The organism is Roseovarius sp. BRH_c41 (assembly GCF_000961715.1).
Lineage (GTDB): Bacteria > Pseudomonadota > Alphaproteobacteria > Rhodobacterales > Rhodobacteraceae > Roseovarius.
In genome coordinates, this window is sequence record NZ_LADY01000004.1 from 57,107 (window position 1) to 82,673 (window position 25,567).

Below are 25,567 nucleotides of genomic sequence, written 5' to 3' on the forward strand. Positions count from 1 at the left end.
CCTGCCTTCCACCCGTCACGCAACGCATGGGCATGATGACAGAGCCTTTGATCCTCCTCGGACTTGAGAGCAGCTGCGACGATACCGCCGCCGCTCTGCTGCGTATTGACCCCGATGGCGTGCCCGCAATCCTGTCTTCGGTGGTGCATGGCCAAACCGCGCTCCATGCCGATTTCGGCGGTGTCGTGCCCGAAATCGCCGCCCGCGCCCATGCCGAGAAACTCGATATTTGCGTGCGCGAGGCGTTGGCACAGGCGCATCTGACACTGCGCGATGTGCAGGCCGTCGCCGTCACCTCTGGTCCGGGCCTCATTGGCGGGGTGATCGCCGGTGTCATGTGCGCCAAGGGCATCGCGGCGGGCGCAGGCATTCCCTTGATCGGCGTCAATCACCTTGCGGGCCATGCGCTAACCCCGCGTCTCACGCATGGCGTGACCTATCCCTACCTCATGCTGCTTGTGTCGGGTGGGCATTGCCAGTTCCTGATCGTGCGCGGCGCGGATGATTTCACCCGTCTCGGCGGCACCATTGACGACGCCCCCGGCGAGGCCTTCGACAAGACGGCGCGCCTCTTGGGCCTGCCTCAGCCCGGTGGCCCGCACGTCGAGCGCGAGGCGACCCAAGGTGATCCCACCCGCTTCCGCTTTCCCCGGCCGCTTCTGGACCGTCCCGGCTGCGACATGTCCTTTTCCGGCTTGAAAACCGCGCTCCTGCGCGCCCGCGATGAAATCGTGGCCGAGAAATCCGGCCTGACACGTCAGGACCGCGCCGATCTCTGCGCCGGGTTTCAGGCCGCCGTGCGCGACGTGCTGGCCGAAAAGACCCGCCGCGCGCTGACGATTTATCTCGCCGATAGCCCAGAGCATCCGGTCATCGCCGTCGCCGGGGGTGTCGCCGCAAATACCGCCATTCGCGCCAGGTTAGAGACTGGTGCCGCCGAACTGGGCGTGACCTTTGTCGCGCCCCCGCTGGCGCTCTGCACCGACAATGCCGCGATGATCGCCTATGCCGGGGCCGAGCTTTACGCACTTGGCCGCCGTCATGACATGACCCTTGCCGCCCGCCCGCGCTGGCCCTTGGATCACACCAGCCCTGCCATGCTGGGAAGCGGCAAAAAGGGAGCCAAGGCATGATCCTCATCTGTGGCGCAGGCGCATTCGGCACGGCCCTCGCCGTGACATTGGCGCAAAACGGCCCCGTCACCCTCTGGGCGCGCGACGCAGATCACGCGGCAGAGATGCAGGCCACCCGCCAGAACGCCAGACGCCTGCCAGACATTCCCCTGCCAGACAATGTGACCGTGATCACGGGCCCATTGCCGGGCGGCACATCGCCCTGCCTGCTTGCCGTGCCGATGCAGACGCTTGGCGCGTTCCTGTCCGCGCATCACAGCGCGTTGGCCATCCGCCCTCTCGTCGCCTGCTGCAAGGGCATGGACCTTGCCACGGGCCTCGGCCCCACCTCGCTCATCGCGCAAGCCTGCCCCGATGCGACGCCCGCCATCCTCACCGGCCCCAGCTTTGCCCGCGACATCGCGCTTGGCCTGCCCACCGCTCTCACGCTGGCTTGTGCCGATGACAGCACCGGCCACTCCCTGCAACGTGCCCTGACCACACCAACCCTAAGACTCTACCGCACCACCGACACCATCGGCGCAGACCTTGGTGGCGCGCTCAAGAACGTGATCGCCATCGCCTGCGGCGCTGTCATGGGCGCCGGTCTGGGTGAGAGCGCCCGCGCGGCGCTGATGACCCGTGGCTTTGCCGAAATGAACCGCCTCGCACGCGCGCTTGGTGCCGAGCCTCAGACTCTTGCCGGCCTCTCCGGCTTTGGTGATCTGGCGCTGACCTGCACCTCTGCCCAATCCCGCAACTACCGCTATGGCCAGAGCATCGGAGACGGCACGGAGTTCGACCCCTCGATCACGGTCGAAGGCGCGGCAACCGCCCGCGCCGTCCTCCAGCGCGCCCGGTCCCTTCATCTCGAGATGCCCATCACCCATGCCGTCACCGCGCTCGTCACAGGCGAATTGCGCGTGACGCAGGCGATGGATATGCTGCTGTCACGCCCATTAAAGGAAGAATGATGCTTATTGCCCTCATAGCCCGCGACAAACCCGCTGCCCTGCAAACCCGCCTCGACACCCGCGACGCGCATGTCGAGTATCTCAAAGAGACCGGCGTTGTGTCTCAGGCCGGTCCCCTGCTCGATGACGCAGGCCAGATGATCGGCTCGCTCGTGATCCTCGACGTGGCCGATATGCAGGCCGCGCAGGATTGGGCGGCGGGCGACCCCTATGCCACGGCGGGGCTCTTCGCCAATGTCGAGTTGATCCCGTGGAAAAAGGTGATCTGATGCAGTATTGGCTGTTTAAATCCGAACCCTCCACCTGGGGCTGGCAGGACCAGTTGGCCAAGGGCGACGCGGGCGAGGAATGGGACGGCGTGCGCAACTATCAGGCCCGCAATTTCATGCGCGACATGGCGATTGGGGATCGCGGCTTCTTCTATCACAGCCAGACAGAAAAGGCCGTGGTCGGCATCGTTGAGGTGATCGCCACGGCGCATCCCGACAGCAAATCCGACGATCCCCGATGGGAATGCGTGGACATCAAGGCGATTGAGACGGCCAGGACACCCGTCACGCTGGATACGATCAAATCCGACCCGCGCCTTGCCGAAATGATCCTCGTGAAAAACTCCCGCCTCTCGGTGCAGCCGGTCACCGCCGAGCAATGGCGCATCATCTGCGATATGGCGGGATTGAAGGCGTAAGAGGGCTGGGGCGGGCCTGAAGGAGATGTTGGTATCCCTTCCGCGCGCGGAACAAGGCGCGTAGCGCCGCCGCGCGATCGCTGGGCCGTCCCGCGGCCTAGCGATTTTGAGGCGTCGCGCAACTCATTGAAGTCATACGGAGTTTTCGGGCATAAAGTGGCGAATTCTGCCGTTGCATCGCTAGTCCCCGGCCCAGCGACCGCGCGGCTTATCACCATGGTCAATGTCAGCTCACGCCCAAAACCATCCCCGCACGCATCGAAACCAAAAACCCAAACGGAGGATGCCAGCAGATGCCGACACCCTCCGTCCCCCACGTGCTCCCTACGCACCACACGTGTAACTTGATCAGGTCTCGGCCATACTGGCCCGAACACCTTCACCCTACGACAAATGCGCGGCCCCGCCAAATGGCGAATGCCGCGCATTCATTTCAATTTAAGGACAGGCCGCGCTCAGGCGGCCTTGCTAGGGACCTGCGCCCCCTCACCTTCGATCAAAGACCGGTGCAGCGCGGTAATCCCCGCCTTCATATCCTTGGCCCCAAGGACAAACTGCACATCCACGCTGCGCGGGGTCTGATGCGCGGCAATGACCTCGATCCCGGCCTCTTCCAATGCCGCCAGACCCCGGCTCAGCACCCGCAAACCGCTGAGGTCGCGCCCGATGGGCGACACCACTGACAGCGTCCGCGCCGAAACTTCAGCCGAGGGATAGATCTCTTCCAGATCGCGCGCCACGCGCCGCACCACCTTGAGCGAGGCATGCACATAATGCGTGATCGTATTGGCGTTGGATGTCTTGGACACGATCCAGACATTATGCCGCTTGAGCGCTTCCAGAATGGCTGCATCGTAGCCTTTGACACCCACCATATCCTGCTCAAAAAGCTCCAGCGCCACGACCTTCAATCCGGTCACGATTTCAACACTCGGGGCATCGGTCGGCTGATCGTCGATCAATGTCCCGGGATCGCCCGGATCAAACGCATTCGTCACCCGCAGGGCCACATCCGCTTGCCGCAGGGTCTTGGCCGCCTTGGGATGGATCGCCTCCATCCCGAGGTTCGACAGCTGATCGGCAACATCATAATTGGTGTGACCCAGCTTGCGCACAGCACCCTCGCCCACCAGCTTGGGGTCCGCCGAGGACAGGTGGAATTCCTTGTGGATGATCGCCTCCTTCGCCCCCGTATGGGCGGCGATGGTGGCGAATGTCACCTCGGAATACCCCCGGTCAAACTCGCGCATCAGCCCTTCGGTGCATTGCGCATAGCCTGTGACAATCGGCATCTCGCTGCTCAGATCCACATCCGACAGCCCCGCCGCGATCCGCTCGATCAGGCTATGCTCGCTCTCATCGCGCCAACCGCTCAGGTCGATGAACCGCGCATTCACCCCCGCCCGCTGCAACAGGAGCGTGGTGACGAATGCCGAATGCGACTCGCCTAGTCCAGACAGCAGTTCCCGAATGACCAGCATGTGATCGCTCAGGCGGAAATGCCCATAGGAGCACAGCCGTTGCAGATCAAACAGGCACGACCGCGCCCCCTCGATCCGCTCACGGACAAACTCATCCGCCATGCTGCGGTCGCCGGGATGCTCCAGAATTGCACCATGCGCCTCGCGCATCGCACGCCCCACCTCTGTCAGCGCATCGAGCCAGCCGTGATCGTCATCGTCATTGGCAAAGAGCGCATAGACACCCGGCGTGCCGGATTTCTTATGCTCCAACAGCTTGTTGGTGATCCCGCCAAAGGCGGAGACCACAAAGATCCGATGATAGAGCGCGGCACCCGTCCGGTCGCCGACAAAGAGCGTGTCGAGCAACTCGCCCACACGGCTCATGGATGTGCCGCCGATCTTCTCGACGGTATGATCTGGAAATGTCATAGTTCCTTATCCGGGCTAGGGCCCGAACCCTTTTGTCAGGCGCTTTCCAGCGCATAAGAGCCATCCGCCTGATGCACTTCCTTGCCGGTCACCGGCGGGTTAAAGCAGCAGGCCATGACCAGTTCTTCTTCTGCGCGCAGAATGTGGCGATCATGCTTGTCGAGCGCATACATCACACCGGGCCTGATCTCATGGGTCTCGCCCGTGGCGATATCGGTGATCGAGCCTTTGCCCTGCATGCAATAGACGCTCTCAAAGTGGTTCTTGTATTCGAACGTATGCTCCGACCCCGGCTCCAGAAACGTGATGTGGAACGAAAACCCCATCCCGTCATCGGCCAGCAGCATCCGCACACTCGACCACTGCGCGTCCGACACGACGCGGCTTCGTTCTTCCTCGATGATCTTGTTGAAGTCTCTGACAATCATTCTTGTTACTCCGCAGCAAGTTTATGGGTTTGAGTGACTTCGCGCGCGGCCTCGAACAGAATATCGAGCCCCTTGCGAAAGCTTGTCTCGGGGATGGTCAACGGGGCCAGAACCTTGACCACCTCATCATGCGCACCCGATGTCTCGATGATAAGCCCCTTTTCAAAGGCGCGCGCACAAATCGCAGAGGCCAGGTCACCTCGGCCAACATCGACCCCCTGCATCATGCCCCGCCCCTTGAGGCGCGCGCCGGGGATCGCATCCGCGATCCGCTCCAGCCCATCGCGCAGAATCTCGGCTTTCGTGGCGATAGATTTCTGGAACGCATCATCCGTCCAGAACTTCTCAAGCGCCACACGCGCGGTGACAAAGGCATGGGTATTGCCCCGGAACGTCCCGTTATGCTCTGCCGGTCCCCAGATATCATGCTCCGGTTTGATCAAGAGCGCTGCAAAGGGCAGGCCCATGCCGGAAAAGCTTTTGGCCATCGGAATAAGATGCGGCTCAATGCCCATCGTCTCAAAGCTAAAGAAGGTGCCCGTGCGCCCACAGCCCGCCTGAATGTCATCGGCAATCAGCAGCGCGCCATGCTCTTTCGCCAGCCGCGCAACGCCTTGCATAAAAGCGGTCGAGGCGGCATTCAGCCCGCCTTCGCCCTGCACCGGCTCGATGATGAACGCCGCCGGCGCATCAACACCGCTTGACGGGTTGCTCAGCATTTCCTCGATGATCCGCAGGCTGTCCACGCCCTCGCCGAACGCACCCTCATAGGGCATATGCGCCACATCGCTAAAGGATACAGCACCCGCGCCCGCGCGCTTGCCCGCATTCCCGGTGGCCGCCAGCGCACCCATGGTCATGCCATGAAATCCGTTGGTAAAGGCGATGATATTGCGCCGCCCCGTGACCTTGCGTGCCAGCTTCATTGCGGCCTCGACCGCGTTGGTGCCGGTGGGGCCGGTCATCATCACCTTATAATCCATCCCACGCGGCGTCAGGATGATATCCTCGAACGCCCGCAGAAAATCCGCTTTGGCATCAGAGTGCATATCCAGACCATGGGTGATCCCATCGGCGGTGATATGCGCGATCAACGCGGATTGCATATCGGGGTCATTGTGGCCGTAGTTGAGCGAGGAACAGCCCGCCAGAAAGTCGATATAGGTCCGACCCTCGGCGTCGGTCAGCTCCGCCCCCTTCGCCTTGACGAACGACTTGGGGAAGCTGCGGCAATAGCTGCGCGCCTCTGATTCACGGCGTTCAAAAATAGCAAGATCGGCTGACATGTCAGTCGTCATAACGTGTTCCTTCATGTGATTGGGAGAGAGGGCGGGCAGGGGGCCTGTGATCAGGCCGCCTTCTTCATCCGCTCTTTCATGGCAATGGTGACCATGTATTCGGTGTCGTGCAGATCGTTGAAATGCAGCGACTTGGAGAAATACGGCGTGCTCGACAGCTCACCGTCGTTGAGATCGGTAAACTTGCGGAACAGCGCCCAGCTTGCACCGTTGTCGCGCGTGATCGTGGTCTGCACCCGGCTCACGCCCTTGCAGTTCTCGCGCGACAGAAGGCCACGCAGCATCAGCGTGCCAAGCCCGGTGCCCCGCGCCTTTTCCGATACGGCAACCTGCCAGACAAACAACGTCTCGGGGTCATCCGGCAGGATATAGGCCGACACCCAGCCAACAACGTCACCGTTCAACTCGGCCACAATGCAGGTGTCACGGAAATGATCGCATTGGATCAGATTGCAATACATCGAATTCTCATCGAGCGGCTTGCAGGCCTGAATCAGCTCCCAAATCGCTGCGCCATCCTCTGACGAGGGCTTGCGCAGGGTTGGCATGGCTTTCCGAAACATTTCCATTGCATGTCGCATGGGTGCGTGACCTCTCTATTTGCTTCGTGTAACTAAATATATCATCGAAGCTTAGAAATCAACCTTCGGAGTCATTTTAACGTGCTGAGCGCGGTTTTATCAAGAAAGCCCTTATTTTTCTACACAAAATACCCTATATATTTATTTAGCAAACTAAATAATTTTTCTTAGGAGGAATGAAATTGCAATTGAGCGACAGCTTTGCAACCATTACAGCCATCACAAGAGGGGCCCGCATGGACCGCACAGACCAAAGCCTGATCGCCCTGCGTCGCATTTTGCGCGCGACCGAAATCTATGGGCGCAAACTTGCCACCGCTGCCGGGCTGACAGCGGTGCAATTCCGTGTGCTTCAGATCGTTGCGGACCGAACCAGCTGCACCGCGACCCAGATTGCCCAGCAGATGCGCGTGTCTCAGGCGACCATCACGGCCTTGGTGGATAAATTGGTGAAACACGGCGTGGTCACACGCGAAAAGTCTCAGACGGATCGCCGCCAGACCAATATCGTGATCACAGAGGCCGGGCGCGATACCATCCGGCGCGCCCCCGACGCCCTGCAACAGCGCTATGTGCGCAAGTTCGAGGCGCTCGAGGATTGGGAGCAGGCGCAGCTTGTGGCATCGCTTGAACGGGTCGCCACCCTGCTCGATGCCGAGGATCTCGACGCGGCCCCGGTGCTCGATACCAGCGACTTTCGGAACCATTCCTGAGCGACAAACAAAAACACCCACCACATCGGCGGGCGCTTCTGTCAATGACGGGTCAAGGCCTCAGCGATAGACCGATTCCTTGCCGAAATGCTTGGTCAGCATGTAATAGACGACCGCGCGATATTTGTTGCGTTCGGATTTGCCATAGGTCTCGATCACCTGATTGATCGCATCCATCAGCGCGGGGCTATCCGCCAACCCGAGTTTCTTGACGAGGAAATTCGTCTTGACCGTTTCCAATTCCGCCGGTTGGCCGCCCGCGACCGTCGAGGAATCTGCGTTGTAAATCGCCGGACCACAACCAATCGTTACCTTGGTCAGCAGGTCCATATCCGGTTCCATCCCGCACTTGTTACGCAGATCGTCGGCGTATTTTGCGATCAGGTCGTCACGCTTTCCCATCAATTTTCTCCCTTTTTCCGGCGAATGACCGGCCCATCGTTTCACCAAGCCTCACAAATGACGCTCTCGGCACGATAGCCGGGGTTATTAGCCATACAAAGGGAAATTTTCCTAAACGCTCCCCATGGGCGAGAACCCAACAGAATCCGCCGATGACAGTGGGCAAGGATCTAGTTTAGCGCCACGCCCTGCTTGCGACCGTGATCGGTTTTCTTGTCGAACGTGACGTCGATGGCGTTGTACTTCTTGAGGATTGCGTCACCGCCGACACAGGCGGCGCGTTCAATCTCTTGGGCGGCCTCGATACCGTGACGGCCATGCTGGCGCTCATGCGCTGTGAGCGCGGCAAGCATGGTGTCGAACTTCTGGCGCAGATCAGCGGGCATTTTTTCCGGATTCTTGTGTTTCGGCAGGGTAATGTCCACCGTAACGCTGAGTTTGCAATCCCCGGTCCACCGCACATACCACTCCGTAAAGGCCCAATAGGTCTTGGGGCCTTTTTGATCCATTTCCTGTATCAAACCTTGGAGAGAGGTGGCCGATACCGCATAGGTCTTGATGGTTTCGGTTACTTTTGGTTTTGCCTGAGCAGGTGTTCCACCAGAAACCGCAAACATCAGACCAATGGCTAGGATCCCGACATTAAGAATACATTTCTTCAACATCGGTCTCCTATCCAATTACCTAAATGCTCAATACCGATAATGCTCAGGCTTGAACGGACCATCGGTGCCAACACCGATATAATCCGCCTGATCCTGCCGCAATTGGGTCAGCTTGACCCCAATGCGATCAAGATGCAGCCGAGCAACTTTCTCGTCAAGATGTTTAGGCAGGACATACACCTCGTTGCCATATTGCTCGCCCTTGGTCCAAAGCTCGATCTGCGCCAGCACCTGATTGGTAAACGACGCGGACATCACGAACGAGGGGTGTCCGGTGGCATTGCCAAGGTTCAGCAGACGCCCTTCCGACAGTAGAATGATCCGGTTGCCCGAGGGCATCTCGATCATGTCCACCTGTTCCTTGATATTGGTCCATTTATGGTTCTTCAGGCTTGCCACCTGAATTTCATTGTCAAAATGGCCGATATTGCCAACGATCGCCATATCCTTCATCGCGCGCATATGCTCGATGCGGATCACGTCCTTGTTGCCGGTGGTGGTGATAAAGATATCGGCGCTCCCGACCACATCTTCCAGCACGACCACTTCAAACCCGTCCATCGCCGCCTGCAGCGCGCAGATCGGATCGACTTCGGTCACTTTGACGCGCGCCCCGGCCCCGCTCAGGCTGGCCGCAGATCCCTTGCCCACGTCGCCATAGCCGCAGACCACGGCAACCTTGCCCGCCATCATCGTGTCGGTGGCGCGGCGGATACCGTCCACAAGGCTCTCTTTACAGCCATATTTGTTGTCAAACTTCGACTTGGTCACGGAATCGTTCACATTGATCGCCGGAAACGGCAACTGCCCCTTCTTATGCAGATCATAGAGACGATGCACGCCGGTCGTGGTTTCCTCGGACACGCCCTTGATCTGATCGCGCAGCTTGGTGAACCAACCGGGGCTGGCTTTCATGCGCTTGGCAATCTGCGCCTTGATCACCGCTTCCTCGTCCGAGGCGGGAACCGGGATGATGTCCTCACCGGCTTCGGCGCGCGCACCCAAGAGCACATAGAGCGTGGCATCGCCGCCATCGTCGAGGATCATGTTCGGGCCATCCTCGAACATGAAGGATTTGTCGAGATAATCCCAATGTTCCTCAAGGCTCTGCCCCTTGATCGCAAACACCGGGGTGCCGCCTGCGGCAATCGCCGCCGCCGCGTGATCCTGCGTGGAAAAGATGTTGCAGGACGCCCAACGCACATCAGCCCCCAGATCAACCAGCGTCTCGATCAACACTGCGGTCTGAATGGTCATGTGCAAAGAGCCCACGATCCGCGCACCCTTGAGCGGCTTGGCCTCGCCATATTCCTTGCGCAGGGCCATCAGACCGGGCATTTCGGTTTCCGCAATATCCAGTTCCTTGCGCCCATATGCCGCGAGGTTGATGTCCTTGACGATGTAATCTTTTGCCATCTGAAGTGGCTCCTTGCATGACGATTTTGCAAGGCAGATAGCACTCACCCCCACTTTGGGCAATGCGCGATTAGCCCCCGACTTCCTCGGGACGGCGTGGCGGCGCAGTGTGCCAATGCTGACCAGTGGCCATGACACAACTCACGCCGCTGGGCCGGGTCACAAAGACGGTGAAACTCCCGGTTTCGCCAGAGGCCCACACCTCCAGCAATTGCTGCGGGCTCTGCAGCCCGCCCCCGACGAGATGTTCGTCAAATTGCCCCTCCAGCCGTTCGACCAGATCGCCGCGCGGCAGACAGGGTGTCACTTGAGCATCGGCGGACGGCGGCGCAAGCGCTGCCGCGCCAAAGATGAGTGCAGTGGAACAGAGACGTTTGAACATGGCTTTTCTCCTCAGACTTGAGAGTTGGCGCAGGGCCGCGCCGGTTCCCATGGTATTAATTTGGGGATCCGTCGCCCGTTTTGCACTAAATTTTCGCGCACAAGCGCGTGTGGCGCATGTGTTTATGGTTTGCGTAGGGGGCGCGCTTTGCCTACCTCTGTCGCCATGACAGCACCCTATCGCCTCACCTTCTCCAGCCCCGCCGCGCGGGTGCAATACCTCCTCCTGATGGGGCTCTTTCGGCTTGCCGTCACCCGTGGTCTCTACGGGCGCTTCGCGCGCGGTCTCGGACGGCTCTTTGATCCAGAGAATGCCGTGACCCTGCATGCCGCCGATGCCGCGCCGTACCGCATCGCCCTCAATGACGGATATTGGACCCGTTTCGCCCTCTACCGCGCGCCCTATGAACCCGAAGTTGACACAGTCCTGCGCGCCGCCGCCGGGGCCACGCCGCTCTTTTGCGACCTTGGGGCCAATATGGGCTATTGGACCACCCGCGCCGCGCCGCTCTTCGAGCAGGTGATCGCGGTCGAGGCATCGGCGCAGACCTTTGAGCGGTTGTACGGTAACGCCGCACAATTGTACGGTGTCACCCTCCATCACGCCGCCATTCACGCCACCTCGGGCGAGGTTCTGACCTTCGTCAACACCCATCTCAGCCATGCCTCTGCCCGTCTGATGGGCGATACCCCGGCCGGGACAGAGGACCGGACCGAGACTGTAACAACCCTCGCCATCGACGATCTCGTGCCGCCCGGCACCGCCGCCCTGATCAAGCTCGATGTCGAAGGCGCCGAGATCGCCGCCATCACCGGCGCCGCCCGCGCCTTGGCCGATGGCTCTGTTCTCATCTACGAGGATCACGGCAACGACCCCGCCTGCACCGTCAGCGCGCATCTGCTGGCGCAGCCGGGACTCAGTCTCTATTCCACCGAAACTGGCCTTACTTCTATGCCCGACACCGCCACAATCCGCGCTCTCAAAACCGATCCGTTCAAGGGCTACAACTTCCTCGCCGCCCGCACCGACTCGCCGCTTCTGGCACAGATCGCGCAGGGCTTTGCAAAACCGGATCAGCCGCGCTAGGCAGGATCGTCCAACATTTCCGGAGGCCCAATGCCCAAACCCCGCGCCTGGCAAAAGATGCTCTCGGGCCGCAGGCTCGACCTGCTCGATCCCACGCCCGTTGATATCGAGATCGAGGATATCGCCCACGGTCTCAGCTTTGTTGCCCGCTGGAATGGGCAGACTCTTGGTGATTTCGCCTACTCCGTGGCCGAGCATTCCTTGCTGGTCGAAAGACTCTATTCCCGCCTAACTCCCTCCACACCCGCCAAATGGCAGCTTGCGGCACTGCTGCATGACGCCCCGGAATACGTGATCGGTGACATGATTTCCCCGGTCAAGAACGCCGTCGGGCCGGGCTATGATGACCTCGACAAACGCCTTGCGGCGGCCATTCACATCCGTTTCGGTCTTCCCGCTTTGATCCCGCCCGCGATCAAAAAGCAGATCAAGCAGGCTGATAAAATCAGTGCGTGGATGGAAGCCACTGAAATCGCAGGCTTTACCGTAGCCGAGGCTGATCGTTTCTTTGGCAAACCTGATCCTGCGCTCCTGCACGGGCTCAGGATCACACTCCGCCCCGCGGTCGAGACCCGACAAGATTATACCGCACGGTATCACGCGCTTATCGCTCAGATCGGCTAGACCCAGCCGCCGCGCGACATGAGGCCCATCGCCTCCAATTGCCGCCACCCGGTCAATTGTGTTGACCCCTCGCACCACAGGTCAGGATCAGCCTGCAAGGCGTCATAATAGCCATGATAGAGACTACTATTGGCAAAATGCTCTTGTCTCGCCTGTTCTTCTGCGGCGCGCTCGACCACCGTGTTCAGAAACTTGCTGTGCAAGAGAATGCCCGAAGTAATCTCGCCGCCTGTGCTGTCATAGACATGATTCAATTGCCGGGGCAGCAGCGAATGCGCGGAACTCACATAGGTATAGCGCCGGTCCCACTTGACCAGCGGCACCTTGCCCATGGTCGGCGCACGGGCAGGGTCTTCTCCAAAGAACATCCGCGCACGCGGTCCTCCCTGAATCCACAGGTTTTGCAAATCCGCCTTGCGCTTCATGGAATAGTTGCCCGCATCAAACCAGCACAGCGTCTCAAACGGGTCTAATCCGGCCTGATAGCGATAGTTTGACAGTCGTCCTTGCGGATACATATCCAGCATAAGGGTGCCAAAGGACCGCAGTTTCTGATCCTCCAGCCACGCGCAGAGCGCGGGCAGGGGGCGTGTGTCGTGATAGGGATAAACCAGACACTCATCAGCATCGAGTGTCAGGCACCAATGCCCATGCCCATACCGCATTTGCAACCAGGTCAGCCAATCAACCCCAAATCTTGAGAGTTTATAGCTCCTTGGCGTCGTCCAGAGCGAAACATCCGCCTGCGCGGCCAAATACTCGCGCGTGCCGTCGTCGCTTGCGTTCTCGACGATCAGGAAATGCCGTATCCCCAAACGCCGGTGATACTCCAGAAAGTAAGGCAGACGAAGCGCCTCATTGCGCACCGTGCTGAAGCATAGGATATCACCCGGTTTGATTTGCGCCGTTTCGTCTCTAACACAGCGCAATTGATGTCTTTTGCGAAAGCTGCGCCAGAGCAAGCGTCGCCGCCTCCACCGCAGGCGATAGGCCATCGCCAGATCGCTGATCCTTTCACCTCTGCCCATGCGGACTCCGTGATCCCCCAATAGGCAAAGTCAGCGCTATTTGTCGTAATGTCCAGTCTGATGCCAGCGCCACGCGTCGCCGATCATCTGAGGCAGCGTCGAACGCGTCGGCTTCCAGCCCAATTCCGCAACCGCGCGGGTCGACCCCGACACCAGCCGCGTGCAATCGCCGGGCCGCCGTGGCCCCTCGACGATCGGCACGGCCCGGTTCGTCACCGCCGCCGATTGATCCGTGACCTCACGCACCGAAAATCCTGTGCCAGTCCCGAGATTGAAAACACGGCTTTCTTTGCCATTTTCGAGCCAATTCAGGCCCAAAACATGCGCATCAACCAGATCGCAGACATGTACATAATCCCGGACGCAGGTGCCATCAGGCGTATCATAATCGGTGCCAAAGATCGTCAGCGCATCACGTTTACCGTCAATCGCATCCAGTATCAGCGGGATGAGATGGGTTTCGGGCTGGTGAAATTCGCCAACCTGCGCTTCTGGATCGGCCCCCGCCACATTGAAATAGCGAAAGATCACATGGCGCAGCCCATAGGCGTCCTCGAAATCGCGCAGCATATCCTCGATCGCGCGCTTGCTCGCCCCGTAGGCATTGATCGGAAACTGCGCGCAGGTTTCATCCAGCACCACATTATCCTGATCGCCATAGGTCGCGCAGGTGGACGAAAACACGAGATCGAGACAGCCCGCCGCGACCGCCGCCTGCATGAGGCTGAGGGAGCCGGCGACGTTATTGTGCCAGTATAGACCCGGATTCTGCATGCTCTCGCCCACTTGGCTGAGCGCCGCGAAATGCATCACGGCAACGGGCTGATAGGCGGCAAACACCTGATCCAGACGCGTGCGGTCCGTCAGATCGCCCTGCTCGAAGGGGCCGAACTTTACAGCATCCTGCCAGCCTGTGCTGAGATTGTCATAGGTGATGGGCGTGTATCCCGCCGCGGCCAATGCCTTGCAGGCGTGACTTCCGATATAGCCCGCGCCGCCCGTGACCAGTATATGCGTCACCGCAGTCTCCCTTGCGGTTTGTTACTGAGCGGCTTTTTCGGAATGCACGACATCCGAAATGTAATTCCAAAGTTCGTCGCGCAGATCGTCGCGCGCCAATGCAAAGGCTACCGTCGCCTGCAAAAACCCTGCTTTAGAGCCACAATCGAACCGCTGACCCTGAAAGCGGAAGCCGTAAACCTCTTCGCCATCCTCGCGTGCGGCGTCGATCGCATCGGTCAGTTGGATCTCGCCACCTGCGCCGGCCTGTTTGCGGTTCAGTTTCTGCAACACCGTGGGTGTCAGGATATAGCGGCCGATCACCGCGAGATTTGACGGTGCCGTGCCCGAAGCAGGTTTCTCCACCATGCCTTTGGTCGACACGATGCTCCCCATGTCCTCTTTGATATCGAGAATACCGTAAGACTTTGTCATTGAATCCGGCACTTCCATCGCCGCCACGATATTGCCCTGCGTTTCCTCAAAGGCTTCGACCATCTGGGCAAGGCAGGGTTTCTCTGCCGCGATCACGTCATCCGGCAGGATCACAGCAAATGGCTCATTCGAGATCAGCCGCCGCGCGCACCACACCGCGTGGCCCAGACCCAGCGGCTTGTGCTGGCGCATATAGGCCACTTCGCCGCTGTCCATATTGGTGGATTTGAGGATTTCGAGCAGATCATCCTTGCCCTTGCGGCGCAATTCCGCCTCAAGTTGCGGGGCATAGTCGAAATAATCCTCCAGGGCACCCTTCCCGCGCGAGGTGATGAAGATGAATTCCTTGATCCCGGCGGCGCGCGCCTCGTCGATGGCATATTGCACAAGCGGTCGGTCTACGAGCGTCATGATTTCCTTGGGAACTGACTTGGTGGCCGGAAGGAACCGTGTTCCTAGTCCGGCAACTGGGAAAATTGCCTTGGTAACCTTCGTACGCATCGCCTGCTCCTAACTCGTTTTTTTCCGCACAGTCTACACAACAGCAAATACCATTGCATCGTGTTAAGGGGAAAAGTTGCGAATTGTTATGAAATTGCAGATTCCCACCGACGCGGCAAGGACAATGCACGCAGCCTGCCTTATGTGTCAGCTTTCCGGCAGAATTCCACCGACGCCAATGGTCCGGTTCGGGGGTTCAGCCCATCCCCATCTCTTGCATCATCCGCTCGATCCGGGGGACATCCTCAGGGTTGTTCAACTCCCAGAATTGTCTCCCCTTCGCCTCGACCTCGACGCAGAGCACCGCGCGTCCCCGCTCCAAAAATCGGAGTTGCTCCAAGCCTTCCAGTTGTTCCAGTGGACCGCAGGGCCAGGTTGCGTAATCGCGCAGCGCTTGCGGGCGATAGGCATAGACCCCGACGTGATGAAACACTGGCGTCGCCTCCTCCGTACCATAGCGCCGCGCGGTGTAGGGGATCACTTCCTTCGAGAAATAGAGCGCGCGTGCCCCTTCGCCAAACACCGCAGTGGTGCCGCCCACCCGACCGTCGGCCCGGTCCTCGAGAAACCCGTTGAGTGCCCGCCCATCACAGCGCAGCACGGGGGTCGCCACCTCGGCCCCTGCATCGGCGCTCAGCCCTGCCACCAGATCTTCGACGAACCAATGCGGTGTCAGGGGCGCGTCACCTTGCAGGTTGACGATGATGTCAAATCCGTCGCCCAGAACCCCCAGCGCCTCGGCGCAGCGTTCGGTGCCATTGCCACAGGCCTCAGAAGTCATGACTACTTCTGCCCCAAACGCCTCTGATGCACGTCGAATACGGTCGTCATCGGTGGCCACAACCACCCGGTCCACGCCCTGCACCTGACAGGCCGCCTCCCATGAGCGCCGGATCAGGCTCTTGGCCTCACCCGTCGCGCCTGTAAGGGACACCAATGGTTTGCCCGGATAGCGGGTCGAGGCAAAGCGCGCGGGAATGACAATCGCCACGCTCATGTCAGGCTCCCTTCAGGTCAACGCCGGGGGCGAGTGCGATAAAGAATGGATTGGCAAAGCCCGCCTTGCCATAGGTCAGCGGTGCGTGATCCTCAAAGCGCACCACCTGACCGCCAGCGCCATTCAGCACCGCGTGACCTGCCGCCGTGTCCCATTCCATGGTCCGCCCAAGACGAGGATAGAGATCGGCCTCGCCGGTCGCGACCAGACAGAACTTGAGCGACGATCCGGCGCTCGTCATGTCTTTGACGTCGTATCTGCCAATATAATCATCGGTTGCCTGATCCCGGTGCGATTTGCTCGCCACCACCATAAGGGCTTTATTGTCTGGCTCTGACACCCGAACAGGGCGCAGTTTGCCCGGCGCATCCCTCTCGAATGGACCTTCTTCCTCGACGGACGATCCATCCGCCAGAGTGTAGAACATCCGTCCCTTGGCAGGGGCATAGACCACCCCTCGTGTGGGGACACCCGCCTCGACAAACGCGATATTGACGGTGAAATCGCCGCGCCGGTTGATGAATTCTTTGGTTCCGTCCAACGGATCGACAATCAGAAACGTGGCTGCGGTCTCGCTGTGAGACGCGGCTTGTTCCTCGGTCACAAGCGCAATCTGTGGAAATGCGGCGCGCAGCCCGGCCGAGATGAGTGCATCGGCTGCCTCGTCCGCCTCGGTCACAGGGCTTGCATCAGACTTCACCTTGACCGCGAAATCATCCGCCTCATAGATCTCCATGATCCGTTCTCCGGCCTCAAGCGCCAGCTTGCGCATCACCGAGATCAGCCTGTCATACTCCAAATCGCCGCTCCTTTGCCGCCAAGACGCCACTTTGCGCCGTTAACCGATGGATTACCCGATGTCCCTTATGATATGCTATGTCAGGGACAGCAAGAAACCCGGACCACAAAATCATAGGGCAGCGACACTTTCCAATGTTCAAAACAACGCGTCCCCGTTCAAGGCTGCATTCAGCAATTGTCATTGCAGAGTTGATCTATCACGCAGCCGTGCGAGACGTCCGCAAAAGCGACGGAAACGCGATCATCGCTCTGGCCAAGAATATCATGACCGTCGTGATCATGGTTCTGGCCTTTTACCTGATGTTCAGCGTGCTGGGCCTCAAGGGAACAAAGATGCGTGGCGACTTTCTTCTGTTCATGATGTCCGGCATCTTCATCTACATCACACATATCAAGGCGATGAGCGCAGTCATCGGGGCCGAGGGACCAGCCTCGCCGATGATGCAGCACGCGCCGATGAACACGATCATCGCGATTTCCGCCGCTGCCCTAAGCTCGCTCTATATTCAGGTATTGTCGTTGTTTGTGGTGCTCTTTGTCTATCACGTGGGCTTTGTGCCAATCACGATCTACCAACCCATTCAGGCGTTCGGAATGATCCTTGCCGCTTGGTTTACGGGTCTGTCGGTCGGTCTTGTTCTTATGGCGATCAAGCCATGGTCGCCCGGATTTGTTTCCATATTCGCCTCAATTTATCAGCGCGCAAATATGATTGCTTCGGGCAAGATGTTCGTGGTCAACACCCTTCCCACCTTCATGATGAACATGTTCGACTGGAACCCACTCTTTCACATCATCGACCAGACCCGTGGCTTTGTATTCATCAACTATTTCCCGCATAGAACCTCTCTAGAGTATCCGATCTATGTCGGGCTTGCGCTGCTGATGATCGGGTTGATGGGAGAGTTCTATACGCGCCAATATGCCTCCAGCAGTTGGGAGGCGCGGCGCTAGCGCAGCACCTTGCCTTCGGGCCACGTGAGCGTTGTGTCCAGAGTGATCTTGCGCGTCTCTCCGGCGGGCAGATCAAAGGTCCATGCCAGAATGCCGCGTGCGCCGTCAATGTCGCGCTCGGCGGGCATCGGCTCGGCCTCCCATGTGATCTCCAGATCCTCCTGTTCTGATACCGGCACGCGATCAATCAGACGCAGGGGCCATGTCTCGCCGGTCAGATTTTCGACGGTGATTTCAACAGCCTCGGTTTGTTGATTGGATTTTGTGATGATACCTCGGTCACCTTCGTTGCGATCGGTCACCAGACGGGTCAGTCGCAGTCCCTCGATGGGGCCAAAGGACATGTCGGCCTTGTCCCCGTCCGCGATCAGATCAAGCCAGCGTTGCCCGACATACCGACCATCAAGATAAAATCGGGCTTCCGGCGTCGGCAATAGAATCTCGCCTGTGTCATTGGTCAGTCGCGCCATGACAAAGGCCGTCGGATCGAGCATCGGCACTGCCTGCGCCACAATCTCTGCGTCTGTTTCCAGCGGGGAGAGCATCAGGCGAACGCGATCCGCCCCGGTGGTGACGGTGACCGGCGTGGGATAGCTGTAGGTGACGGAGAGCCCGTCAAAGCTGGCGCTGGCCATGTCGGCATTGGCGGCCTCTGCCATCGGGGCGGCCATGGTCATCAGCCCGGATTCTGCCTTGCCCCGCGCCAAGGGCTGGATTTCCTCGGGGTCCTGAATGCGGGGTATCCAAGGCCAGATCTGACCCGGTTCGGTTTGCTCGGAGGGGCGCAATGTCGAGAGGGAGAGCGAAATGTTCTGCCAGTTCTCGCCGGTGGATTGCTGCACAAAAGCCCCCCGGTCGATCCGCAGAGCGCCGCTGTCGCGCGCCAGATGCAGATCGTAGAGCGGTTGCCAGCCTGCATCGGGGATGGTGTAGGTCACGGTGAGCATGCCTTGGGTCTCGGTGTCCGAGGTGATGGCCACGGCGAGCATGGCGCGGGCCTCGTCCTCCGGAACGAGCGCATTGAGCGCCTGACGCGCCTCTTCCAGCGTCTCGATCTGGTCCTTGAGCGCGCGTTCTGCGGTATCGGCGCGGCGGGTGGCATCGGCTTCGGCTTGCCGCGCGGCAAGGGTTTCAGCGCCGATCATGGTCGTGAGGTCACGCAGTTGGTCGATGGCGAGGGCGGCTGCCCCGTCGCCCTGACCGATCTGGCTCAGAAAGGTGATGCGGGCGCGGGCGGCGTCGGCTTCTAGGCGAATGTCGGTGATCTCGTTGCGGGCGGTGCGCAGTGCCTCTTCCAGCCGCTCCACCTCGGCGCGGGCGGCGATCAGCGCGTCGCTGTCATCCGGATCGCGCGGCGGCACGTAATCGTTGCGGGTGGTGACCCCGCCCATGCGTGCGCCCTCGACCGTGACGCGCACTGAGGCCAGCGGCGTGCCTTGTGGCAGGTCGGCGAGGATGAGGTCATGCTGTCCGGCGGGGGCGCTAAAGGCCACTTCGCGGATCACGGTTGCGCCTTGCGGATAGAGGGTCACGGCGCTGACGCGGCTGGAAAGGGCAATGTCATCGGCCATGGCGGGCAGGGCGAGGAAGATGAGAGGCAGGGAAAGGGCACGCATGCGGAACACTCCTGAAATATATGCGGCAATGTTTCGGGGTTGGCGGGGCTGAGTGCAAGCGTGCCGCGCGGTCATGCGCAGGTTTACGCCGGGTTGCGCCGGGGGGGCGTCGGCGTGCGCCTATGCCACCGGATGCCTTCGCCGCACCGCCACCGGGCGGCCCGGTAGCTCAAGCGTCGCATCGCCGCGCGGTGTGCGGGCAATGACGCGCCCCCTGGACACCACTGTGAGGCGGGCCGCGCGCAGGCGGATTGCCTCAATCGGGTCGCCCGCATCGAGCACCACGAGCGAGGCGATTGCACCGACATGCAGCCCGTAATCGTCAAGTCCGAGGATGCTGGCATTCTGATGCGTCACCATGTCGAAGCAGCGGCGCATCTCATCGGGGCTCGACATCTGCGCCACATGCAGCCCCATGAAGGCCACATCGAGCATGTCGGCGGTGCCGAGGGAATACCACGGGTCGCGGACGCAATCCTGACCCCAGCCGACGGTGATGCCATGCGCCTGCATTTCCTTGACCCGTGTCAGGCCGCGCCGTTTCGGAAAGGTGTCGTGCCGCCCCTGCAACATGATGTTGATCAGCGGATTGGGGATCGCCGCCACGCCCGCCTCGGCCATCAGCGGCAGGAGTTTCGAGACATAGTAATTGTCCATCGAATGCATGGACGTCAGGTGTGATCCGGCCACCCGCCCCTGAAGCCCGAGGCGCTGCGCCTCATAGGCCAGCGTTTCGATATGGCGGCTCATCGGATCGTCGCTCTCGTCGCAATGCATATCGACGCGCAACCCCCGCGCGGCGGCAATCTCGCAGAGTTCGCGCACAGACGCCGCACCATCCGCCATCGTGCGCTCAAAATGCGGGATGCCACCCACCACATCGACACCCATATCGAGGGCGCGGATCGTATTGGCGCGCGCGGTGGGGTCGCGGTAGAACCCGTCCTGCGGAAAGGCCACGAGTTGCAGGTCGATATAGTCTTTGACCTTGTCGCGCACCTCGAGCATCGCCGCCACGCCTTTGAGGCTGTCATCGCAGGTGTCAACATGGCTGCGGATCGCCAAAAGGCCCATCGAGGCGGCCCAATCGCAATAATCGAGCGCACGCGCGACCATCTCTTCTTGGGTCACAATTTGCTTCAGCTCACCCCACAGGCCGATCCCTTCCAGCAGCGTCCCGGAGGCGTTGATGCGCGGCAGCCCGTAGCTGAGCGTGGCGTCGAGGTGGAAATGCGGATCGACAAAGGGCGGGCTGACCAGATCGCCGGTGGCCTCGATCACCTGGCCCGTCTCGGCCCCCTCAAGCCTGCCCATCGCCGTGATCCGGTCGCGGGTGATACCAATATCGGCGGTGCTGCCATCGGGCAGCGTGCCGCCCTTGACGATGAGATCGAACATCAGCGTTCTCCCTTGTTGAAGGCCACCATCAGGGCAGCGGGCACCTCGGCGCGGCGCGACATGACGATGAGGGCGAGGATGGAGAGGACATAGGGCGTCATCAGAAAGATCTGATAGGGAATGTCGGCGCCGAGTGGTGTCTGTTGCACCCGGATTTGCAGCGCATCGAAGGCGGCAAAAAGCACGGCTCCCAAGAGCGCCTTGCCCGGTTTCCACGCGCCAAAGACCACCAGCGCGATGCAGATCCAGCCGCGCCCGTTGACCATCTCGAAGAAGAAGGAATCAAACGCCGACATGGTCAGGAACGCGCCGCCCACCGCCATCAGCCCTGATCCGACGATCACCGCGCCCATGCGCAGGCCGGTGACCGACAGGCCCTGTGCCGCCACCGCCGCCGGGTTCTCGCCCGCCGCACGCAGCGCAAGGCCAAGAGGCGTGCGGTAGAGCACGAGGCTGACGACGCCGACCAGAATGAACGCCAGATAGGTGAGCGGGGTTTGTGAAAAAAGCGCGGGACCAATCAGGGGAATGTCCGACAGCAGCGGGATTTCCCAAGGTTTAAAGGCCATGATCTTGGGTGGGCTTGTCACCTCTGGCAACGCCAGACGATAGGCGTAATAGGTTGACGAGGTGGCGAGAAGCGTGACGCCTAACCCCACCACATGCTGAGAGAGGCCGAAGGGCACGGTCAAAAGGCTATGCACCGCGCCAAATCCCATGCCCACGACCATCGCCACGGCGACACCGGGCCAGAGGCCCAGACCGGAATAGACCGCCATCCAGCCCGCAAATGCGCCTGCAACCATGATCCCCTCGATCCCGAGGTTGAGCACGCCCGCACGTTCGCAGATCAACTCGCCCAAGGTGGCAAAAATCAACGGGCTGGCGATGCGGATCGCAGCGGCCCAAAAACTGGCGGAGAGGAGGATGTCGAAAATATCCATGCGCTATCCTCTCACCACTCGGAACCGCGTGAGCAGGATCGCCAGCACCATCAACAGGAGTGCCGTGGCGAGCATGATATCGGCGAGATAAGTGGGCACGCCCACCGCGCGGCTCATGCTGTCAGCACCCACAAAGATGCCTGCGACAAAGAGGGCGGCTGCAATGACACCCAACGGATTGAGCAGCGCAAGCATCGCCACGATGATGCCAGTATAGCCAAAGCCGGGGCTGAGATCGAGCGTGAGACTGCCTTTGACGCCCGCCACCTCGGAAAAACCGGCCAAGGCTGCAAGACCACCCGACAGGAGTGCCGTCTTGATCAGCACCGCATTGACCGGAATACCGGCAAAGCGCGCCGCCTCGCGGTTCAGGCCAACGGCGCGCATCTCATAGCCGAGGGTGGTGCGCCGCTCGACCAGCCAGACGAGACCGGCGGCAATGAGCGCGAGCGCAAAGCCCCAATGCAGGCGCAGACCCTCGATGATGCGCGGCAGGCGCGCCTCGGCAATCAGGCGCTCGGACTTGGGCCAGCCCATGCCCATCGGGTCTTTGAGCGGCCCCTCAAGCAGGAGCGAGATAAACAGCAGAAAGATGAAGTTGAACAATAGAGTTGTGACCACCTCATCGACGCCAAACCGCACCTTGAGCAGCGCAGGGATGAGAAGAACCACCGCACCGGCCAGCATCGATACGAGCACCAGCGTGGGCAAGAGCGCTGCGGCGGGCCAAGACAACACCCCGGTGCCCAACACGACCGTCATCAAGGCTCCGGCATATAGCTGCGCCTCGGCCCCGATGTTCCAGAGCCGGGCGCGGAACGCTACCGCCACTGCAAGCCCGGTGAAAATAAGTGGCGTGGCGCGGTTCAGTGTCTCTAACACGGCGAATTGTGACCCCGCCGCGCCCTTGAGGATCAATCCAAGAACGGCAAAGGGATTGGCTCCGGCGAGCATCGCCAACAGGGACGCGACGACTACGGTCGCAACAATCGCCAGCACAGGTGGCAGGGTGCTGCGCGCGAGGCTCGGGTTGGCGATGGGTTCAAGACGCATGTGCCAGCCCCTCGTCAAACCCGTGTCCCGCCATCCACACGCCAAGTTCGGCAGGTGTCATGCTGCCGCGCGCAAATTCGGGCGAGAGCCGCCCCTCGGACATCACATGGATCACGTCCGAGAGCGCCATGATCTCATCCAGATCCTCGGAAATGAGCAGCACCGCCGCCCCCCGGTCGCGCGCCTTGAGCAATTGTTCATGCACATAGTTCACCGCGCCGATATCCAGCCCTCGGACGGGTTGGTTGGCAAGGATGATACACGGATTGGCCTCAAGCACGCGGCCAAGGATCAGTTTCTGCATATTCCCGCCTGAAAGTAGGCGAATGCGCGTATCAGGCCCGGGACAGCGTATATCATAGCCTTTGATAATCGCCTGTGTTTCTGCCTCGGCGCGTGGCCAGTTCATCCAGCCGGCGCGGCTCATGGGCGGTTTGTGATAGCTCTCCAGAATGGCATTCTCAGTCAGGGAGAAATCGGCGATTGTGCCGGTTTTGTGCCTGTCTTCGGGAATGCGCGCGATGCCATGTTCAACGGCGGCGCGCGGCGACCATTGCGCCAAGTCAGCCTCACCCAGGTCAAGCCGCCCCGAAGCAGGGACGCTGAGACCGGCAATGAGATCGGCCAGCGCCGCCTGGCCGTTGCCGGAAACACCCGCCAGCCCGGTGATCTGCCCCGCGCGCAACGACAGCGTCACGGATTTCAGCCCCGGCGCGCTGCCTTGGTCGGGCGTGGTGACCGCGTGCAACTGCAAGAGCGGCGCGCCGGGTGTGCCGGGGGCCACCCGTGGCGCGCTGACTTCACTGCCGACCATCGCGGCGGCAAGCGCGTGGCGGTCAGTATCTGTCGTGGCCATTTCCGCCACAACCTTGCCATGGTGCAGGATCACGACCCGGTGGGCGATATCCATCACCTCATGCAGTTTGTGGCTGATGAACACGATCGACAGGCCCTTGGCCACCGCTTCACGCAATGTTGCAAAGAGGTCGTCGGTTTCCTGCGGTGTCAGAACGGCGGTCGGCTCGTCCAGAATGAGAATGCGCGCCTCGCGGTAGAGCGCCTTGAGGATTTCGACCCGCTGCCGTTCCCCCACCGTCAGGCTTCCAACGCGAGCGTCGGGATCAACGGCCAGATGAAAATCCGCCGAGAGTTTGGCAATTTTGGCGCGCGCGGCGGCAGTATCAGAGCGCCAGCGCCAGAGCGGTTCGGTGCCAAGTGTCACGTTATCCAGAACCGTCAGGTTGTCGGCCAGCGTGAAATGCTGATGCACCATACCCACGCCCGCCTCGAGCGCCGCGCGCGGATTGCCGGGGGGCAAGGCCCGTCCCATCACCATCACTTGTCCCTCGTCGGCGGTGTATTGGCCAAAGAGGATGTTCATCAGCGTGGTCTTGCCTGCGCCGTTCTCGCCCAAGAGGGCAACAACCTCGCCCCGCCGTAAGTCGAGGCTCACCGCGTCATTCGCGGTGAGCGCGCCGAAACGCTTGGTGATCCGATCGAGGCGCAGAACGACCTGCGCCGTGTCTGCGCCTGTCATTTACGAGGATTTCGGCTCTTCGTCGTTGATCTCGACAGAGAACGTCCCCGCCTTGATCGTCGCCTCGCGTTCCGCCACCAGCGCCAAAGCCGCCTCTGGCACCTTGCCCTCGAACGTGCCAAGCGGGGCCAGTGACGATCCGCCTTCCTTCATGAAGGAATAGACCCCATAATCGGCGGCGGTGAAATTGCCCGCGTTCACGGCGGCAATCGCGGCATCAAGCGTCGGCTCAAAATGCCAGAGCGCAGAGGCGACAACCGTCTCGGGATAATCGGCTTGGGTGTCGATCACGTTGCCGATGGCCAGCACGCCCTTTTCCTGTGCCGCATCCGAGACACCAAAGCGTTCGGCATAGAGCATGTCCGCGCCGCCTTCGATCATCGCAAAGGCAGTTTCCTTGGCCTTGGGCGGATCGAACCACGAGCCGATAAAGCTCACCTGAAACTTGATGTCCGGATTCATCTCCTGCGCACCGGCCATGAAGGCATGCATCAGACGATTGACCTCGGGGATCGGGAAACCGCCGACCATCCCGATATTGGCGGTCTTGGTCATGGCGCCCGCGATGATGCCCGAGAGATATGAGGCGTCCTGAATGTAGTTGTCGAACACGGCGAAATTTGGCAGGGCGTCATCCTGCTTGAAGCTCGATCCCATCAGGAAGGCGATATCTGGATAATCGGCGGCGACTTCGCGAGCCTCTTGCTCGACCGCGAAGACCTCACCGATGATGAGCTTGTAGCCCTGTTCGGCATACTCCCGCATGACGCGGGCGTAATCGGTATTCGAGACATTCTCGGAATAGACATACTCGACATCGCCACGCTCTTGCGCGGTCATGGCGGCTTTGTGAATGCGGCTGACCCATTGTTGTTCAACGGGCACGGTATAAATACCGGCGGTCTTGATCGGTTCTGCAGCGCGCAGCGGCGAGGCAAGGCCAGAGGCCCCGGCAATGAGAGCCGCTCCGGCCGAGGTGGCCATGAAGCGGCGACGGGAAAGTGGCAGGCGTGTCATGTTGTTCTCCATGTTGGCAGGTGGGC

Annotated in this window: 27 protein-coding genes; 8 read left to right on the forward strand and 19 right to left on the reverse strand. The window is 60.6% G+C overall.

The features are described 5' to 3' along the window. Nucleotides 1-35: 35 nt before the first annotated feature. Genes tsaD through VR71_RS01245 form a run of 4 tightly spaced genes read left to right on the forward strand, consistent with a single transcriptional unit; the run spans nt 36 to nt 2,774 of the window. Nucleotides 36-1,133: a tRNA (adenosine(37)-N6)-threonylcarbamoyltransferase complex transferase subunit TsaD gene (gene tsaD / locus VR71_RS01230; protein WP_045680630.1), complete on the forward strand. Its 1,098-nt coding sequence runs from the start codon at nt 36-38 to the stop codon at nt 1,131-1,133. After that, nucleotides 1,130-2,086 carry an NAD(P)H-dependent glycerol-3-phosphate dehydrogenase gene (locus tag VR71_RS01235; RefSeq protein WP_045680481.1) on the forward strand — a complete coding sequence of 319 codons (957 nt, stop codon included), beginning with the start codon at nt 1,130-1,132 and terminating at the stop codon, nt 2,084-2,086. The genes tsaD and VR71_RS01235 overlap by 4 nt, the downstream gene beginning before the upstream one ends. After that, a complete protein-coding gene (locus VR71_RS01240) occupies nt 2,086-2,355 on the forward strand; it encodes a YciI family protein (protein WP_045680483.1) in 270 nt (89 codons plus the stop codon). Before VR71_RS01235 ends, VR71_RS01240 begins: the two co-directional genes overlap by 1 nt. Continuing rightward, nucleotides 2,355-2,774 carry an EVE domain-containing protein gene (locus VR71_RS01245; RefSeq protein WP_045680485.1) on the forward strand — a complete coding sequence of 140 codons (420 nt, stop codon included), beginning with the start codon at nt 2,355-2,357 and terminating at the stop codon, nt 2,772-2,774. Before VR71_RS01240 ends, VR71_RS01245 begins: the two co-directional genes overlap by 1 nt. 455 nt (nt 2,775-3,229) lie before the next feature. Here VR71_RS01245 and VR71_RS01250 read toward each other — a convergent pair whose 3' ends face one another. Genes VR71_RS01250 through ectA form a run of 4 tightly spaced genes read right to left on the reverse strand, consistent with a single transcriptional unit; the run spans nt 3,230 to nt 6,961 of the window. Further along, on the reverse strand, nt 3,230-4,666 hold the full coding sequence (locus VR71_RS01250; RefSeq protein ID WP_045680487.1) for an aspartate kinase: 1,437 nt from the start codon (nt 4,664-4,666) through the stop codon (nt 3,230-3,232). A 35-nt stretch (nt 4,667-4,701) separates the two neighbouring features. Further along, on the reverse strand, nt 4,702-5,094 hold the full coding sequence (locus VR71_RS01255) for an ectoine synthase (RefSeq protein WP_045680489.1): 393 nt from the start codon (nt 5,092-5,094) through the stop codon (nt 4,702-4,704). Nucleotides 5,095-5,099: 5 nt separating this feature from the next. Further along, nucleotides 5,100-6,392, reverse strand: coding sequence for a diaminobutyrate--2-oxoglutarate transaminase (gene ectB, locus VR71_RS01260; protein ID WP_296429674.1), 1,293 nt, complete (start codon nt 6,390-6,392; stop codon nt 5,100-5,102). 50 nt (nt 6,393-6,442) lie between these two features. Continuing rightward, the gene (gene ectA, locus VR71_RS01265; protein WP_045680491.1) at nt 6,443-6,961 is read right to left on the reverse strand and encodes a diaminobutyrate acetyltransferase; all 519 of its coding nucleotides are present in this window, start codon (nt 6,959-6,961) and stop codon (nt 6,443-6,445) included. Nucleotides 6,962-7,209: 248 nt separating this feature from the next. Here ectA and VR71_RS01270 point away from each other — a divergent pair, with 248 nt between their 5' ends. After that, nucleotides 7,210-7,686, forward strand: a complete 477-nt coding sequence (locus VR71_RS01270) for a MarR family winged helix-turn-helix transcriptional regulator (protein WP_045680633.1) — start codon at nt 7,210-7,212, stop codon at nt 7,684-7,686. 60 nt (nt 7,687-7,746) lie between these two features. Here VR71_RS01270 and VR71_RS01275 read toward each other — a convergent pair whose 3' ends face one another. The 4 genes from VR71_RS01275 to VR71_RS01290 all read right to left on the reverse strand — a co-directional run bounded on the left by VR71_RS01275 (nt 7,747) and on the right by VR71_RS01290 (nt 10,551). Then, nucleotides 7,747-8,088 (reverse strand): DUF2853 family protein, encoded by a 342-nt coding sequence (locus tag VR71_RS01275; protein ID WP_045680494.1) that lies wholly within the window; start codon nt 8,086-8,088, stop codon nt 7,747-7,749. Between the two features lie 170 nt (nt 8,089-8,258). After that, nucleotides 8,259-8,750 carry a DUF922 domain-containing protein gene (locus tag VR71_RS01280; RefSeq protein ID WP_157046562.1) on the reverse strand — a complete coding sequence of 164 codons (492 nt, stop codon included), beginning with the start codon at nt 8,748-8,750 and terminating at the stop codon, nt 8,259-8,261. A 30-nt stretch (nt 8,751-8,780) separates the two neighbouring features. Then, nucleotides 8,781-10,169: an adenosylhomocysteinase gene (ahcY, locus tag VR71_RS01285; protein ID WP_009817021.1), complete on the reverse strand. Its 1,389-nt coding sequence runs from the start codon at nt 10,167-10,169 to the stop codon at nt 8,781-8,783. 70 nt (nt 10,170-10,239) lie between these two features. Beyond that, nucleotides 10,240-10,551 (reverse strand): hypothetical protein, encoded by a 312-nt coding sequence (locus VR71_RS01290; protein WP_009817022.1) that lies wholly within the window; start codon nt 10,549-10,551, stop codon nt 10,240-10,242. A gap of 147 nt (nt 10,552-10,698) precedes the next feature. Between VR71_RS01290 and VR71_RS01295 the strand changes: the two genes are divergently transcribed. Together VR71_RS01295 and VR71_RS01300 are read left to right on the forward strand one after the other, a co-directional pair. After that, entirely contained in the window at nt 10,699-11,637 is a 939-nt protein-coding gene (locus VR71_RS01295; protein ID WP_254656385.1) for an FkbM family methyltransferase, read from the forward strand. 30 nt (nt 11,638-11,667) lie between these two features. Continuing rightward, the gene (locus tag VR71_RS01300; protein ID WP_045680498.1) at nt 11,668-12,261 is read left to right on the forward strand and encodes an HD domain-containing protein; all 594 of its coding nucleotides are present in this window, start codon (nt 11,668-11,670) and stop codon (nt 12,259-12,261) included. Here the strand turns inward: VR71_RS01300 and VR71_RS01305 are convergent. The 5 genes from VR71_RS01305 to cysQ form a co-directional block, all read right to left on the reverse strand. Further along, nucleotides 12,258-13,289, reverse strand: coding sequence for a glycosyltransferase family 2 protein (locus tag VR71_RS01305; protein ID WP_045680499.1), 1,032 nt, complete (start codon nt 13,287-13,289; stop codon nt 12,258-12,260). The genes VR71_RS01300 and VR71_RS01305 overlap by 4 nt on opposite strands. A gap of 36 nt (nt 13,290-13,325) precedes the next feature. Next, nucleotides 13,326-14,309 (reverse strand): UDP-glucose 4-epimerase GalE, encoded by a 984-nt coding sequence (gene galE / locus VR71_RS01310; protein ID WP_045680501.1) that lies wholly within the window; start codon nt 14,307-14,309, stop codon nt 13,326-13,328. Between the two features lie 21 nt (nt 14,310-14,330). Next, complete coding sequence (locus VR71_RS01315) at nt 14,331-15,224, reverse strand: UTP--glucose-1-phosphate uridylyltransferase (protein ID WP_040650433.1); 894 nt, start codon at nt 15,222-15,224, stop codon at nt 14,331-14,333. Between the two features lie 196 nt (nt 15,225-15,420). Further along, entirely contained in the window at nt 15,421-16,221 is an 801-nt protein-coding gene (locus VR71_RS01320; protein WP_045680503.1) for a 3-deoxy-manno-octulosonate cytidylyltransferase, read from the reverse strand. 1 nt (nt 16,222) lies between these two features. After that, nucleotides 16,223-17,020 (reverse strand): 3'(2'),5'-bisphosphate nucleotidase CysQ, encoded by a 798-nt coding sequence (gene cysQ / locus VR71_RS01325; RefSeq protein WP_040651207.1) that lies wholly within the window; start codon nt 17,018-17,020, stop codon nt 16,223-16,225. A gap of 134 nt (nt 17,021-17,154) precedes the next feature. On the opposite strand from cysQ, the gene VR71_RS01330 reads away from it, so the two are divergent. Further along, a complete protein-coding gene (locus tag VR71_RS01330; RefSeq protein ID WP_009817030.1) occupies nt 17,155-17,976 on the forward strand; it encodes an ABC transporter permease in 822 nt (273 codons plus the stop codon). Here VR71_RS01330 and VR71_RS01335 read toward each other — a convergent pair. The 6 genes from VR71_RS01335 to VR71_RS01360 form a co-directional block, all read right to left on the reverse strand. After that, nucleotides 17,973-19,592, reverse strand: a complete 1,620-nt coding sequence (locus tag VR71_RS01335) for a mucoidy inhibitor MuiA family protein (RefSeq protein WP_045680505.1) — start codon at nt 19,590-19,592, stop codon at nt 17,973-17,975. The genes VR71_RS01330 and VR71_RS01335 overlap by 4 nt on opposite strands. 120 nt (nt 19,593-19,712) lie before the next feature. Further along, a complete protein-coding gene (locus VR71_RS01340) occupies nt 19,713-20,990 on the reverse strand; it encodes an amidohydrolase family protein (protein ID WP_045680507.1) in 1,278 nt (425 codons plus the stop codon). Next, entirely contained in the window at nt 20,990-21,934 is a 945-nt protein-coding gene (locus VR71_RS01345) for an ABC transporter permease (protein WP_009817033.1), read from the reverse strand. The genes VR71_RS01340 and VR71_RS01345 overlap by 1 nt, the downstream gene beginning before the upstream one ends. A 3-nt stretch (nt 21,935-21,937) precedes the next feature. Continuing rightward, nucleotides 21,938-22,987: an ABC transporter permease gene (locus tag VR71_RS01350; RefSeq protein WP_045680508.1), complete on the reverse strand. Its 1,050-nt coding sequence runs from the start codon at nt 22,985-22,987 to the stop codon at nt 21,938-21,940. Then, nucleotides 22,977-24,524, reverse strand: coding sequence for an ABC transporter ATP-binding protein (locus VR71_RS01355; RefSeq protein ID WP_045680510.1), 1,548 nt, complete (start codon nt 24,522-24,524; stop codon nt 22,977-22,979). The genes VR71_RS01350 and VR71_RS01355 overlap by 11 nt, the downstream gene beginning before the upstream one ends. Then, on the reverse strand, nt 24,525-25,553 hold the full coding sequence (locus VR71_RS01360; RefSeq protein ID WP_045680512.1) for a BMP family protein: 1,029 nt from the start codon (nt 25,551-25,553) through the stop codon (nt 24,525-24,527). Nucleotides 25,554-25,567 lie beyond the last annotated feature (14 nt).

Coding starts and splice junctions, on each gene's coding strand:
- tsaD (WP_045680630.1), top strand. CDS start 36: ATGACAGAGCCTTTGATCCTCCTCGGACTTGAGAGCAGCTGCGACGAT.
- ectB (WP_296429674.1), bottom strand. CDS start 6,392: ATGACGACTGACATGTCAGCCGATCTTGCTATTTTTGAACGCCGTGAA.
- VR71_RS01250 (WP_045680487.1), bottom strand. CDS start 4,666: ATGACATTTCCAGATCATACCGTCGAGAAGATCGGCGGCACATCCATG.
- VR71_RS01335 (WP_045680505.1), bottom strand. CDS start 19,592: ATGCGTGCCCTTTCCCTGCCTCTCATCTTCCTCGCCCTGCCCGCCATG.
- VR71_RS01255 (WP_045680489.1), bottom strand. CDS start 5,094: ATGATTGTCAGAGACTTCAACAAGATCATCGAGGAAGAACGAAGCCGC.
- VR71_RS01330 (WP_009817030.1), top strand. CDS start 17,155: ATGTTCAAAACAACGCGTCCCCGTTCAAGGCTGCATTCAGCAATTGTC.
- ectA (WP_045680491.1), bottom strand. CDS start 6,961: ATGGAAATGTTTCGGAAAGCCATGCCAACCCTGCGCAAGCCCTCGTCA.
- VR71_RS01350 (WP_045680508.1), bottom strand. CDS start 22,987: ATGCGTCTTGAACCCATCGCCAACCCGAGCCTCGCGCGCAGCACCCTG.
- VR71_RS01275 (WP_045680494.1), bottom strand. CDS start 8,088: ATGGGAAAGCGTGACGACCTGATCGCAAAATACGCCGACGATCTGCGT.
- ahcY (WP_009817021.1), bottom strand. CDS start 10,169: ATGGCAAAAGATTACATCGTCAAGGACATCAACCTCGCGGCATATGGG.
- VR71_RS01300 (WP_045680498.1), top strand. CDS start 11,668: ATGCCCAAACCCCGCGCCTGGCAAAAGATGCTCTCGGGCCGCAGGCTC.
- VR71_RS01340 (WP_045680507.1), bottom strand. CDS start 20,990: ATGTTCGATCTCATCGTCAAGGGCGGCACGCTGCCCGATGGCAGCACC.
- VR71_RS01305 (WP_045680499.1), bottom strand. CDS start 13,289: ATGGGCAGAGGTGAAAGGATCAGCGATCTGGCGATGGCCTATCGCCTG.
- VR71_RS01355 (WP_045680510.1), bottom strand. CDS start 24,524: ATGACAGGCGCAGACACGGCGCAGGTCGTTCTGCGCCTCGATCGGATC.
- VR71_RS01345 (WP_009817033.1), bottom strand. CDS start 21,934: ATGGATATTTTCGACATCCTCCTCTCCGCCAGTTTTTGGGCCGCTGCG.
- VR71_RS01320 (WP_045680503.1), bottom strand. CDS start 16,221: ATGAGCGTGGCGATTGTCATTCCCGCGCGCTTTGCCTCGACCCGCTAT.
- VR71_RS01235 (WP_045680481.1), top strand. CDS start 1,130: ATGATCCTCATCTGTGGCGCAGGCGCATTCGGCACGGCCCTCGCCGTG.
- VR71_RS01270 (WP_045680633.1), top strand. CDS start 7,210: ATGGACCGCACAGACCAAAGCCTGATCGCCCTGCGTCGCATTTTGCGC.
- VR71_RS01315 (WP_040650433.1), bottom strand. CDS start 15,224: ATGCGTACGAAGGTTACCAAGGCAATTTTCCCAGTTGCCGGACTAGGA.
- VR71_RS01360 (WP_045680512.1), bottom strand. CDS start 25,553: ATGGAGAACAACATGACACGCCTGCCACTTTCCCGTCGCCGCTTCATG.
- VR71_RS01240 (WP_045680483.1), top strand. CDS start 2,086: ATGCTTATTGCCCTCATAGCCCGCGACAAACCCGCTGCCCTGCAAACC.
- VR71_RS01245 (WP_045680485.1), top strand. CDS start 2,355: ATGCAGTATTGGCTGTTTAAATCCGAACCCTCCACCTGGGGCTGGCAG.
- VR71_RS01290 (WP_009817022.1), bottom strand. CDS start 10,551: ATGTTCAAACGTCTCTGTTCCACTGCACTCATCTTTGGCGCGGCAGCG.